This window comes from Robiginitalea rubriflava (assembly GCF_052540725.1).
The window spans coordinates 1,835,121-1,847,768 of record NZ_CP199309.1 but is presented as its reverse complement, the minus strand read 5'-3'; the positions used below and the strand labels follow the sequence as shown (position 1 = coordinate 1,847,768).

Genomic DNA, 12,648 nt, shown 5'->3' with positions numbered 1-12,648 from the left:
AGAAGGCCTTGCTTTTAATAGCTGGATTGGTCGCTGTCTTCCAAAGGCCCTTATATCTTCGACACTTACTTAGTTCTTTTTCTGCGAATTCTTGGAACTTCAACTCTTTTTTCATAACCTTTTAGAATAAATAATACAATATGTTTAAGACAGCCTTTTGGAAACCAATAAAGTTAGTATTGATTATTGGTTTTATTATTCCTTCCGCCTTTGGACAAATTACTTTCGAAAAATCGGAAAACCAAGAAATAAATATTGGTCGGGTTGGGAATATAAATGCCTTTGTTCGTGAATTAGGAACGGATAAATTGTCTTTAAGGTGGATAATATCAGATCTGCAAGCAACGGGGTCCGATAATATTTTTATGGCATATGAAACCGAGACGCATAATATTGAATTTGAAGCTTCTTATGAAGAGTTAAATGCTCTTAGCGACTGGATGGAAGAAAGACAAAAATCTAAAACAGGAGGCTCTGTAATGTTAGGAGAATGGAAGGTTACATACGCTCAGTCTGCTTTAGGTATGCCTCAATTTAATTTTGAAGGGACTTCAGGAAGCTTTGTTGTTGCATTTAGTTCTGAAATGAGAAAGCGTTTAATGCAACGTAGATATCTTGAAGAAGCAATTGAAGACTATAAAACACGCCAAGCAAAAGAAGCTGAACGGGAAGCAAAGCGAAAAGCTAGAGAAGAAAGACGTAAATCAAAAAATAAAGAAAAGGGGTAAATTATTAATTCTGCTTTTATTCAATTCACCTAAATTATCATTCATGTCACATTCTAAATCTGATTATAAGAATCAAAAAAAAGAATTTGAGTATATCCTTAAAGAGGTCAGAAAAGAAAAAAAAGAAATAAGGCAACTTTTAAATGACTATTCAGATAAAAATAACAGTAGAAAAGCCAATTGCGAAGTGTTTATTCAACAGAACGAATCTAGGATTGCCCTAGTAGACACAAAAGTTTCGATTATACTAGCCTCGTATGGAATTTTATTGACTTCAAATGAATATTTAAATGGTGTTCTTACTCTGTTAGATATTCCCGCAGAAATATGTTATATAATTCTTGTTCTAATACTCTTATCTGTTTTTTTCTTTTTGAATACCCTAAGACCACCCAGTATTAATACCTCAACATGGATAATTTTTGTCAATCATTTTTTTCATGCATGGAGAAATAATAGCCGAAAATTTTCAGATGCCTGGAATCGCAATAATGAAAGGCATAAGATTAATGGTTTGGAAGAACTCGATACTTGGCTTGAGAACTTAAGAGTAAGGAAATATTACTATAATAATTTAGGAATGTTCTTTTTAAAACTTTCCGTCTCAATATCAATATTGACACTATTTATTTATTTAGTAAAGTTCCATTTTTAAATAGCAATTAGGGAAACTTTTGTTTATTCCAATCAAGAATTTTCTTAAAGTAAGGATAATATTTCTATCCCCCATATTGCTGATTACTCCAAAAAAAACCTCCTTGCTCTAGGAATATTTTTTCCATCAGCTTTACATCTTTATAAGTGTTAAAGGAGTCTCGAATGCTAGATACTCCAAACCAGATAGGACCTATGGTGATAATTGGGACAATAATAATTCCCAGGATCCAATTTGTAATATCTTTCATATTCTCTTCCCTTGCAATTCTGGTCGCCTCATCCACATTGAAAAACATCATATAAATGAGGAATAAGCCCATAAATATTCCAATCAGACCAAACAAAGGTTTGATTACTCCTCGCCCCATCCAAAACAAAACTCGCTTATGGATCGACATGTCACTATACAGTTGCATCCTAGTCTTATTTAACGCTTTACAATAGGCACATTTAATGATCGGAGGGCCACAGTAACTATCTTCACCATACGTCATAAATTCCCAATTCTTCCCGCAATTACCACATTTAGTTGTTTGATAAATAGCCATATAATAATATCGTTTGAATCAAATAAGTTTAAATATTCTCCTTTTATACCTAGCGAAATTTTATTAATCTATTACCTATGAAGGAAACCAAATAATGAGCCAGGGAAAAGTTCTTAAACAATTAACTATTCTAATAATTAATATTCTTTTTACAATTTTAGTTTTGTATAAAAGCTACTCTTAAGAGGCTCGCTGAATGACTACAGAATTGGTAAGCCAATCGTGAAAAGTTTGATTCTTCTTGTTAAGAAAAAACATTAAGAATCCTAGTAAAAAGAAAGACGAGAAAAATTTATTTAATGTTCGAGCAGCGGCCCTTCTAAACGTAAGAGGCTCTCCATTTGTGCCGGCAACTTTTAGATTCATTACTTGCTTTCCGTAGGTTGCTTGTTTTGATCCGCTTTCCATTATCCCGTAATATAATATACCCGAAATCCAACCAATGGGATTTAGAAAGAATACAAAGACATAAAATTGAAAATTTGGTTCAGGTATTGGCATTGAAAGAAAATACCATATGAATGAGAGTGGAATTGCAATAATCAAATAGTCAATTATATAAGCTAAAAATCTATTACCGAAATCTCCGTAAATCACGACAAGCTGGTTATATTTTTAATCTGCATGGTATTCAAGGTCATACTTTATTATAACGAAATGATTACGCTGAAATTGTATCATTTTCAGAGCAATTGAATCAAAATGAACAACCCCAGCATTTAGCCAGGGAAGTCCAGAAAAGCATCAAACACGATGCTAATCTATAATCTTACTCTGCAAGTAGTATGCAGAGAAACTCTATCCCAACATTCGAACCTAGCTATCGCACCAAGACGTAAATTGAAAAACTTCATTATATTCCTTGTGTATATTAAATCCAGCATATGAGTCTTTTTAGCGATAAAGAACTAGAACCTATACATATAAACAATCTGAACAATCTTCTTCCAGAGAAATTTAGAAAGGAAACCTGGAAGATGAGTGACTTTAAAGGGCAAGAAAGTATTTATGAACGCTTTGAAAGTTTTTTAAGAGCTAAGCAAAAGGAATATAAAAATCTTCTCATGACACTTAATGAAAATGTGGAAGAGAGGGAATCCACTCAAATAAAGCACATCCAAATATTCAATATTGAATTGCATGAGGCAGAACCCTTGGGTATGGTTGATATTGGACTTGTAGAAAGATTTGGCGCTCAATCTTCAGGTGACAGGTTCGCAGCTGGTGCCATTGGCTACGCTATTGAAACAGCAGCTGATGATGCTTTCGCCAAAAGTAATATTCAGGAAAAAGCCGTGAATAATACAAAATATGAGTTACTAAAAAAGGCTAAGCAAATTTACCCAGAGTGTAACCTTCTATTTAAATTCGAAGTAGATTTCAGGGAAATTGGTTCTTCGGGGAATGTCTTCATTTACATGAGAGGGACGGCTGCAAAAGGTAAAAATGATGCTCTAATTAAGGCAGTAAAGGAAGTTGATGTTGAAATATCCAAGATTGAACAGAGCCTTTCTGAATTAAAAAATGAAATCCAGAAAATGCAAGAGATAAAGAGTAAAATTCCCCAAAATAAAAAGCAAATGGAAAAGCTTCTAAATTGAGTAAAACGTCACTTGAACTGTAAAGTTTTAACTGGTTATTTTAAGCGAAAAGCATTCATTTTTTCTTAATATTTAAAATAACTTCCCCTTGTAAAGTAACTCGTGATATATCACTATGGGATCTATGCGGACCATTTCTATTTTCATTATCATAATAATGACTTCCGAAACTATCAATGAAAATCAAGTATCTAATTAATGTTCCCTGGCCTTGGTTTACACGTGTAAGGAATATCTGAAAAGGCACACGGTCGCAATTAAGTTGTAAGCTCACCCCAGATGAATTTATATAATCCCAGTCGTTAATGTATCCTAATCCCTCTAAAGCAATGGAGTCTTCGGACAACTTCAATGAGCTAATTGGTATTTGCAACCTAAGTTTATATTTAAGATTAGCGAATGAGCTATATTTATGAAGCTTCAAGAAAGAAAAGCTTAAAATATCTTTACCCTCTGTTGAAATTTGCATTTCCTCTTGTTCGTTATTGTAAACTCCGAGGTACGGAACTACATCAAACATTGATGGGGTCCTTTGAGCTGTAGAACTTATTGATATAAATAAAATAATTAGTGCTAAGAATCTAAAATTCACTTCTTTCCTATTATTAGATCATTTAAAAAGTCTGATCATATTGGTATTTAGACTATCTATATTTTGATGCTCATGTCCGCAAAAAATAAACTTATTAATTTAAATTAAAAAGAAAACTTACTTTAATGAAAAATATAGAGGATTTCGGATTATTAACTTTTATTTATGTTCCAATCTGAATTAAAAAAAATCCCGATATAATCGGGAAAGTCTTAAATACCTCTAATCTCTTTGCCAAGAGGTTATTTACTCAGAAATTTACCTGCATTAACATATCCAAAAAAATAGCTATCTAGCTAAATCTTTGTTAATTTGAATTTATGGAAATGATGGAATTTCCTTACTATCTTGTATAATAGCCTCTTGAATTTTCCTCTTTTCTTATAATCAAAATATAATTAAACTGTTCGCTTCAGACTTCCTTTAAGATAGACTTTTGCAGCTTAACAAGAGACCATTTCCAGTCTGCTAGGTATTTCGACTAATGCATGTTCTTCTATTTTTGGCTTTCGGCAATGTCCTAGTACACATCCTACTTTTCAGTTATCATTTTCACAAATTCATTACCTTTCAAGTAAATCTTTCTTTATAGACAATGAGGAATATCCAATCTTTTTGCACTTTATTAATACCTTTAATTCTGATTTTACCCATACCCAGTAATTCACAGAGCATCATCACAAGTGGCATAACCAGCAACTACGAGATTGTTCAATCATCCGCAAGTTTCAAAACACAAATATCCCAATTGTTTCCTGCCGGTTATTCTTCTGAACTATTTAAAATATTAGAGAAAAGCGGAGAAATAAGCTTCAATTATGGAATGCTTTCAGCCAAATTAAACCCTAATGAAGACCTTACTAATATAAGTCTTGATCTGAAGGTGGTTGAGGTCTACGGGGGATTAAAAGGATCTAATAGATTTATTGGCCTATCGGGTAATTTTGGTGCTGTAGATATAGAAGTAGAAATTGAATTTGATCCCGGTTTACAGGCCATAACAGGATCAACTGTTGCATTTCCGGAAAATCAAAAATTTTCATTAAAGGTATTTAATAGAGTTAATAAAAGACTTATTTATCAAGTTGAGGGTGGAGGTGACGTTACAGATGCCAAACCTATTAAATGGGTCAATAATTCACGATCTATTCCATCCTCACTGAAACTATCGGATAAATTCTTTGAACAAAATCGAAATCTTTACCAAGGTAATCCTGGGAATATACATTTACTGGAGTCTTACATTCAATTAAACTATCCTCCCCAATTTGGTATGCTATTAATAGTCGAAGCAGAGTTTCCTCAAGAAGTTCAAGGAGGTATTAATCAAAGATTTCAATTTTATGCATATCAGAAGAAAAATCTTGACAATTTTTCAACTAATATTGAGGATTGGGTGATTTCAACCCCAATGAGTGATCTTGGTAAATACTCAAATTCTACTTTTTATCCCTCGAGGGAAGGCGATTTGTTACTGACTTATTCTCAAGATGGGCAGCGTGGATCTTGGACTAAGGTATTTACCATTTGGAAATTTAATCTTATCAAAGAAAGTGGCTGGATAATTCCTGAAGCCATTTATTCAAAAGAGTTCAATGCAGATATGAAGTATGACGTAACCTTCGAAATCTTAGCTTCAAATAGAAATATTAAATGTATTGAAACGCATTATTCATTTGAGGATTATAGTAGATCAATAAAAAATTCGAAATCAAGAATAATCCAATATTTTCTTGATTACAATGGAACTTTAATTGAACCTCTTAATCTTGATTAAAGAAGTTCAATTTTTTCTTTACTGTTTTACTATTAATTTCCCAAATTGTGTTTTCTGACTGACTTTTTACACTTGCAGTAGATAATTTCTCATACGGGGTTTTTGAATAAAAAGAATCCCATTGATCGAAGGGTTTAAATTCGAAATCTCCTGCACCGACATCATATTTAAGACCATATTTCTCAAATTCCCTTTTATCTTTTTGATTAGGCAGAATATTAACAGAGTATGGCAAGTAATATGTATCAGCCCCAGCATCGTTTCCGGCATAATAACCAGTTGACTTATTTTCAATTATTACTGTATAATCGCCAAATGTTATCTTAGAATTTCCATTTTTTTTAATTGTACCTGAATATTGATAAGTTTTCAGGTTTTCGAATAAGTCCAAAAATAACAAGTCCCTTTCATTCAAAATCCAAATGCTCCAAGGCATATTTCCAAGAGCAAAAAATTTTGTTGGGACTTGAGCACTTTTTACTTTATCAAAGAATTCCCAATTGGTAACAGTACCTGTTAAATTTTCTTTACGATGAATATTACTTAAAGAATCAGAAAATGAATTTAACAGTTTCTTATCCCCTGCCCCGATCAAATTATTAAATCGTATACTGTAAGGAAATATTCTATCTGACATACCGTCTCCTGTTGGCTCTTTGGTTATGGTAAGTTGTAGGATGCTCCCTTCCAACTCTATTATCTGATACGGTATACTTTGATTAAACTTATTCTTTAATTTGTAAACCTGAAGATTACCAATATCATTAATAAAAATGAGATTCTCCTCGGTAAGGTAAAGATCAGCAAATGGCTCTGTAAATATTCCTTGAAAGACAACGGGTATCTTCCCCGATTGAATTTGACTCTTTATTTCTTCTAAGTCTCTCTCCGTGATCTTTCTATTGGAATTATTAGTAATTAATTGTTTTATTTGAGGCTTTAATTTCATGTCTTTACCTCGTTTAAATACTTTGGTTTCTCTACTGTCTTGATGAAGATAGATTTCAAAGCGCTCAATTTGCCTAACACTTGATCTATGATCGGTCGGTTGGATTTCTATTCTAAATAAATTTGAAAAGTCATCATAACCATTTTTTTCAAAAAGTAGATTAAGGTCAATTACTTTACTATTTGGGTTGGGCCTTAAAAAGTAGTAGTAAACACCCTCTTTTTCTGCGTTCTCTTTATAATGAGGCTTTCTGTTCAGATGAGCGATTGGATAAATGTGCATCGAGTAATCAGGACCAGAAACAAAATCTTTCAAAGGATGATTCGATTTATTTACAATTTGTCTAAAAGTCGCTGAATAAGGATTCGATAAAGCTGGTGCATTGACCAAATCTGAGAGGTTTTCACTTAGTAAGAGCCCTTCTGAATCTAGAGTGGTTATTTTTAAATCATCTTCAAGTAGTCCAGTTTTGGAATTAAGAACTTTAATTTCAAGAACAATAAAAGGGAAAGAGACATTGAAAATCTTTTGATGGTCAAAATAATTTATAGGAGAAACTTCGTATGTAAATGGTTCGTTTAGTAGTTTTCCTTTTATATTCTTAGATTTTGCTTCTACAGCTATTTTAGATATTTCTTTCTCATTGTAAGGTTTTTTAGAATTGAAAGTTCCTCCCCAGGTACTAAATCGACGAATTATGATCCTCCCGGGGGATGATTTTATCGAGTATTTTAACACCTCAGGATCGTAATTTCTCTTTAGAATCTTTCTTGGTGAACTTAAAGGAGAAATTCCAAGAAACTTATTTTCTAACAATTCCTTGGCTTCCTTATTGAATATTTTAATTTCAAATTCTTTCTCCGTGGTATATTTTCGCAAATATCCTACCGGCAAAATATTACTATCACTATATCCGGTTGTTTGAGCGCAATCAAAACCCTCGCAACTAAAACTGACCATCGGAACTTTCCACTCCCGAGATTTTGATAACCAAAACTGAAATCTTGGAACATCATAATTTTTAGCAATACTTGGGGAATGAATATATAATTGAGCGAAAGAAGAATTAAATGAAAGTAAACATGTATATAAGACTATGATAGTAAGACGGCCCATTGTTTTTCTAATTTCTCCAATATATTAAAAATACGCAAGTTTAGTTTTTTGTTACGGCTTTAAATGGTTGAATTGCCTAACCTTATTGATTAGCGTTAGAGCAAATATCAATTCTGGCATATTCTCTAATTATTTTGCACCTGTTATTGCTGATTTTTATTTTTAATTAGCTCAATAAGAATTAAATCTTCAATCTGTTTTGTTGTTTTCTTTGGTAGCTGTTCAAATTCTTCTCTAGTAATCTTTAGATTATTTATCTGGATATAGTTGTTTATGTTGGTCGCTGATGATTTTTGGGAAAATCCTGTAAGTTCAATAAACGTCTTCAAGGCACCTGCGTTTCTATCAACCACACCAATGTAATAAAGATGCTCTAGTGCCTTTTTAACCATCAGTTCATGCTTTCCTCTTACCAATTTATCATAAGCCCCGAAATCGTCTAATTTTAAATGCCTATAAATAGTGGTTCGGGAAAGACCAGTTTCTCGCTGTATTGTTGTTACCCCTGGAAAGCCTACATTGTTTATAATGTGGTTATGTATGCAAGCACCTATAATTTGGTAATTGGCTTCATAGGTTGAGTTTCTGACTTTTAATGCTGCCTGCTGTTTCTTCTCCCATTCCTCTAATGAAACCAACAAATCTTCATATTCACTTTCGGTCCCGTTCTTTTCGCTGTAAGCCTCATTAAGCTTTTCAATAAAATACTCTCCTAAAGCATCATTATCATTTTGGGTATCTTCTAAATAATCATGAAGATCCTTAACCGTTTTAATAGCGGCAAAATCTGCCATCTTTTGTAAACCTTTTTCCATACGAATTTTTCAAGATTTTATACCCACGGTTTTTATTGTTTCATTATAAGAGCTTCGTAAAAACATTCCTACTCAAAATAAATCTTCGTTGTCCGATTTATTCCACATATAGCTCAGCTCTAATTCCAATAATCGTTTATCTTCTTTGAGTTTTTTTATGGATTCTGTTACTAGTTGGGTGGCATACTGTTGCAACCTAATGGCCATTTCGCTTCTCAAACGCAATCCAATTGCTATGGTCTCTTCTAGAGTAAAAACTTCTTGTAGCCTTTGTTTTCCGTCTCTCGCAACTGTGCGGATTTTCGCCCCGTTAATTAGTCCATCTTCCTGCAGATTCCTAATGTTATCCAATAAGGTTCTTTTAGGCACACAGTATAATAACTCAATTTGTTTATGAGTTGCATATACCCCATCATTTGTTTTGATTCCGAATTTTTGAAGTGATTTAATATCCATCCCTAAACTTGCTTTTTTTTGTTACCTACTAAAGGAGAAGTACCTAGTTCTATTCTAGGAGATGTTTCATAATAAATTCCTGTTTTACCTATAAAAAAGCCCCCATAAGACTCTGAGAGCACCAACTCTTCTAATCCCACTCGAGATTTTAACCTGGAAACCCTTTGTACATTTCTGCATTGGTGAATTAAACCTCTTTTTAGTAGCCTTTTTTTGAAATAGTGCCCAATTCTCTTATGGTTTTCGGTACTCCCTTCTTCATTTTTAAGTAATTTGTAAAAGCCTAGATTGGAAATCGTGCTGTTTGACAGGTAGCGGGATTTAATGGTCTTTAATCCACCTTGCTGAAGTAGCCTTTCAGAACGCTTATAATCAGCCTGGGTTTTAAGAGTGCCATTAAGTTTCTCCTTTAACAGTTTAATCTGTTCAGCCTTCCTTCCAATCCGGCTTTTTTGTTCTGTGATATTAGAATGTACCCTAACAAATGCGGCATATAACTGTGTGTCAGTAAATTTTGGACCAATTTGTATGGGGATTAATTTGTTGTATTGAATAAAGGGCAGGTTCCTTCTTGACCAGTTACGCCCTCTAATAGCCACATTGCCATTGTAATGAATATCAACTAAGCCATGTTCTATTAACAATGGTGTATATTTTTCTACAATTGCCCTTGAAAGACCTGTTCTAGCTCTCAATAATGATAATGCACCTTTTTTTCCCTCTGTCTCATAGACAACGCCTGGTTTATGGCACCTAAAAGTTGCAAAAAGAGCAATTAGAGGATCTCCACCGACGTTCAGCAGATAATGATATTCTATGTTTGAAAGGAGGATAGTTTTCATTTTATCGCTTGTATTTAAGCGATTTCACCTCCTGACAGGCACGGTCAAACTCCAATTGGGTAATAAGATATTTCCTGCCTATCCGCTCAGCCTTGATCCGGCCATCCTTTATCATTGCCCAAACAGTCTGAATACTTAAAGGAGTGTTCTCTGCTATATCCTTCGGTGTATACCTTTTGATCTCTTGATTTTCAGGAACCCTATCGAGAAGAAGGGTTAGATCCTTCTTTAGAGATCTTATTTCGTTTAAAATGGGCGTAAAAAAAATTGTAGAATCCATAACTTCGATTATTTGTTAATCGAGGATGAAACTACAATTAGTGGTAGGAGCTAACCGGTTGTAACCGGTTACGAATTTACAATAAGAACTTTTTCTCGAAGTTCGCTAATTCATTTATAGCCTTCCGTTGGGGTTCAATCAAATTGTCATTTCCCAACAATTCAATTACCTCTTTTAGGTTTCTTTGGTGGTTCTTGTTCTTCCTTTCTCCTCTATCAGAGTTTCGATCAGATGATGCATATTCAGCATATAATTGGGGGAGTTTAGTTGCCTTTGTATTTGAACCAATTATGTGTGATAGTTTTTTTCGAACAGTTTCCAAATTATCAATTCTAACAGAGATACCTGAATAAATACAGTAAAGGGCGACAACACGTAATCTAGGCTGGCTTTTGTTTTCTATATTGTTTCTTTTAAGAAATTCCTCTTTCTTAACAATATATGGGTATTCAGTGGCACTATCATTCCTCCTATAAATAGAATTGTTTTGCAACACGGTAGGTTCAATGAACTGTGAAAGAAAAACCCAAAACTTTTGATATTCAATTGACAGGTTAATTGATAACCTTATTTTCTTTAGTTCACTTTCAATTTCTACACTGGATAAATTAGCCTTCTCTTTAAGCATATACTTCTGCTTAGATTCCATGAAAGTTTCCAACTGATCTAAAACGCCTTCAACCTTGAGCAAAAGATAAATAAGCCTAGTATTTATAATTGATTGTTTATTTGCTAATTGCACTAGGTCCTTAATTAGATTTTTATTATCCAACCATGCTCCAGTATTTTTATTTGACTCCTTTAAGAAATCGTAAGTATTTTTATTTTCTTCAAAAATATTGTCTGTATTGTAAATATGATCCAGAGTTCCACTTTGAAGAAGATTTAGTATTTTCACAATGCTATAGTGATGTTCTATGGATTCCTCAATCCTTCTACTAATGGCATTTAATTCATAATGATCAGTCATCAATTGACTTTTCTTAGTGGGTTAATAATATCATTAAACACATCGCCAACCGCCTCCTTTTTAGCTTCTTGATCAACTTGATAATATTGGTTAAGAGTCTTCAGGTCACTATGTCCTGTAATCTTGGAAATGAGCTTGTCGCTTTTACCTTTTCTCTTCATCATTGTTATAAAAGTCCTTCGCGCTGTATGCGTTGATATTCGGTCGTAGAACGGGATCTTTTCACGCACAATGGTTTTTCCTTTTACTATAACCCTTTCAGTTTCCTGATTATATCCAGCCTCTTCAAAAACCTCTTTGATATACTCATTCTGTTTCTGGTTTGCAATTAGAGGAAGACAATAGTCGTATTTCCTTAGAATTATCTCCGAAAGATTATTCAAGGGGATTTCACGAGGTTTTTTAGTAGATCCCTTCTCCTCTTTAAGCATTATGTATCCATCTTTGATATTATGCTTGCCAATAAGTTTTAATTCTCCAAACCTCATTCCCGTAGAACATGCAAAAACAAATACATCCCTTGCACGCTCCAACCTAAGCTTGCTTGGCTTATAGTTCATTATTGCCGACAAGTCATCAGCTTTAAGGGCGACCTTTTCTGTAAATGCTTCTTGCATTCTCTCGAACTGCCTAAAATCGTCTTGGTAGGTATACCCATTATCAAATGCCCAGCGCATAAATGTCTTAAATAAGCCTACATTTCGTCTATGCGTATTTGTTGCATGCTGACGGTCTTTCATGCAGTAATCTGTGAACTCTGTGTGAAACCGCTTTTTTATCGCTTTAAATGTAATTTTAAAACCTTTTTCTCTCTCGAAATCCTGTAGTATATTTCTAATGTTCTGGTAGCGTTTAATGGTATTGACAGACCACTTTTGTTCCTTGATCTTTTCCTGCATAAATTCATCGTATGCCTTGTAAAACATATTCTTACCGGAAGGTGCATTCTTAAACTCTTTGTCAAATTCTTCTCTTAGTAACTTTGAAGTAAAATCTTGAGAATATGATTTACATCGTGCCTGAACCTCATAAAACTTCGATGAATAACGATTAAGTTGCCCCTGAATGGAACTTGCAAATGGAGCTTTATTCTTGCCACGTTTTATAGGTTGTCGCTTCTTAAAGTCCCAATTTTTCGGGCTGACGCATTCGCCTGTGGAATAAACAAATTTTCGTTCCTCGTATTTGAAATAACAAGAAAACAAAATCAATGTTTCTTTTTCGCCTTTTGGCTTCTTTAGATTGAAAGTGTGAGATAGGGTTGACATTCAAGTTGACAATATAGTTGACAAATAATAGATAAGTAAAACAAATTTT

At 33.6% G+C, this 12,648-nt stretch carries 14 protein-coding genes; 4 read left to right on the top strand and 10 right to left on the bottom strand.

All coding sequences use genetic code 11. The features are described from left to right. Window positions 1–140: 140 nt before the first annotated feature. Together ACT6NU_RS08420 and ACT6NU_RS08415 are read left to right on the top strand one after the other, a co-directional pair. Entirely contained in the window at window positions 141–728 is a 588-nt protein-coding gene (locus ACT6NU_RS08420) for a hypothetical protein (RefSeq protein ID WP_445381234.1), read from the top strand. Window positions 729–771: 43 nt separating this feature from the next. Beyond that, on the top strand, window positions 772–1,383 hold the full coding sequence (locus ACT6NU_RS08415) for a hypothetical protein (protein ID WP_445381233.1): 612 nt from the start codon (window positions 772–774) through the stop codon (window positions 1,381–1,383). 64 nt (window positions 1,384–1,447) lie between these two features. Here the strand turns inward: ACT6NU_RS08415 and ACT6NU_RS08410 are convergent, their stop codons facing one another. Both ACT6NU_RS08410 and ACT6NU_RS08405 read right to left on the bottom strand, forming a co-directional pair. Then, window positions 1,448–1,801, bottom strand: coding sequence for a DUF6814 family protein (locus ACT6NU_RS08410; RefSeq protein WP_445381232.1), 354 nt, complete (start codon window positions 1,799–1,801; stop codon window positions 1,448–1,450). A 312-nt stretch (window positions 1,802–2,113) separates the two neighbouring features. Then, window positions 2,114–2,530, bottom strand: coding sequence for an RDD family protein (locus ACT6NU_RS08405; protein ID WP_445381231.1), 417 nt, complete (start codon window positions 2,528–2,530; stop codon window positions 2,114–2,116). A 287-nt stretch (window positions 2,531–2,817) separates the two neighbouring features. Here ACT6NU_RS08405 and ACT6NU_RS08400 point away from each other — a divergent pair, with 287 nt between their 5' ends. After that, window positions 2,818–3,534 (top strand): hypothetical protein, encoded by a 717-nt coding sequence (locus ACT6NU_RS08400; RefSeq protein WP_445381230.1) that lies wholly within the window; start codon window positions 2,818–2,820, stop codon window positions 3,532–3,534. A 55-nt stretch (window positions 3,535–3,589) separates the two neighbouring features. Here the strand turns inward: ACT6NU_RS08400 and ACT6NU_RS08395 are convergent, their stop codons facing one another. Further along, window positions 3,590–4,054 carry a hypothetical protein gene (locus ACT6NU_RS08395; RefSeq protein WP_445381229.1) on the bottom strand — a complete coding sequence of 155 codons (465 nt, stop codon included), beginning with the start codon at window positions 4,052–4,054 and terminating at the stop codon, window positions 3,590–3,592. A gap of 667 nt (window positions 4,055–4,721) precedes the next feature. Here ACT6NU_RS08395 and ACT6NU_RS08390 point away from each other — a divergent pair. Beyond that, entirely contained in the window at window positions 4,722–5,903 is a 1,182-nt protein-coding gene (locus ACT6NU_RS08390) for a hypothetical protein (RefSeq protein ID WP_445381228.1), read from the top strand. Here the strand turns inward: ACT6NU_RS08390 and ACT6NU_RS08385 are convergent. From ACT6NU_RS08385 to ACT6NU_RS08355, 7 genes are all read right to left on the bottom strand, one after another. After that, entirely contained in the window at window positions 5,890–7,968 is a 2,079-nt protein-coding gene (locus ACT6NU_RS08385) for a hypothetical protein (RefSeq protein ID WP_445381227.1), read from the bottom strand. The two genes, ACT6NU_RS08390 and ACT6NU_RS08385, sit on opposite strands and share 14 nt — an antisense overlap. A 143-nt stretch (window positions 7,969–8,111) precedes the next feature. Beyond that, the gene (locus ACT6NU_RS08380) at window positions 8,112–8,783 is read right to left on the bottom strand and encodes a hypothetical protein (RefSeq protein ID WP_445381226.1); all 672 of its coding nucleotides are present in this window, start codon (window positions 8,781–8,783) and stop codon (window positions 8,112–8,114) included. A 72-nt stretch (window positions 8,784–8,855) separates the two neighbouring features. Further along, window positions 8,856–9,239 carry a hypothetical protein gene (locus ACT6NU_RS08375; protein WP_445381225.1) on the bottom strand — a complete coding sequence of 128 codons (384 nt, stop codon included), beginning with the start codon at window positions 9,237–9,239 and terminating at the stop codon, window positions 8,856–8,858. Window positions 9,240–9,241: 2 nt separating this feature from the next. Beyond that, complete coding sequence (locus ACT6NU_RS08370; RefSeq protein ID WP_445381224.1) at window positions 9,242–10,081, bottom strand: hypothetical protein; 840 nt, start codon at window positions 10,079–10,081, stop codon at window positions 9,242–9,244. Window position 10,082: 1 nt separating this feature from the next. Beyond that, window positions 10,083–10,361 carry a helix-turn-helix domain-containing protein gene (locus tag ACT6NU_RS08365; protein WP_445381223.1) on the bottom strand — a complete coding sequence of 93 codons (279 nt, stop codon included), beginning with the start codon at window positions 10,359–10,361 and terminating at the stop codon, window positions 10,083–10,085. A 76-nt stretch (window positions 10,362–10,437) separates the two neighbouring features. Beyond that, window positions 10,438–11,331 (bottom strand): hypothetical protein, encoded by an 894-nt coding sequence (locus ACT6NU_RS08360; RefSeq protein WP_445381222.1) that lies wholly within the window; start codon window positions 11,329–11,331, stop codon window positions 10,438–10,440. Continuing rightward, entirely contained in the window at window positions 11,331–12,599 is a 1,269-nt protein-coding gene (locus ACT6NU_RS08355) for a tyrosine-type recombinase/integrase (protein ID WP_445381221.1), read from the bottom strand. Before ACT6NU_RS08355 ends, ACT6NU_RS08360 begins: the two co-directional genes overlap by 1 nt. Window positions 12,600–12,648 lie beyond the last annotated feature (49 nt).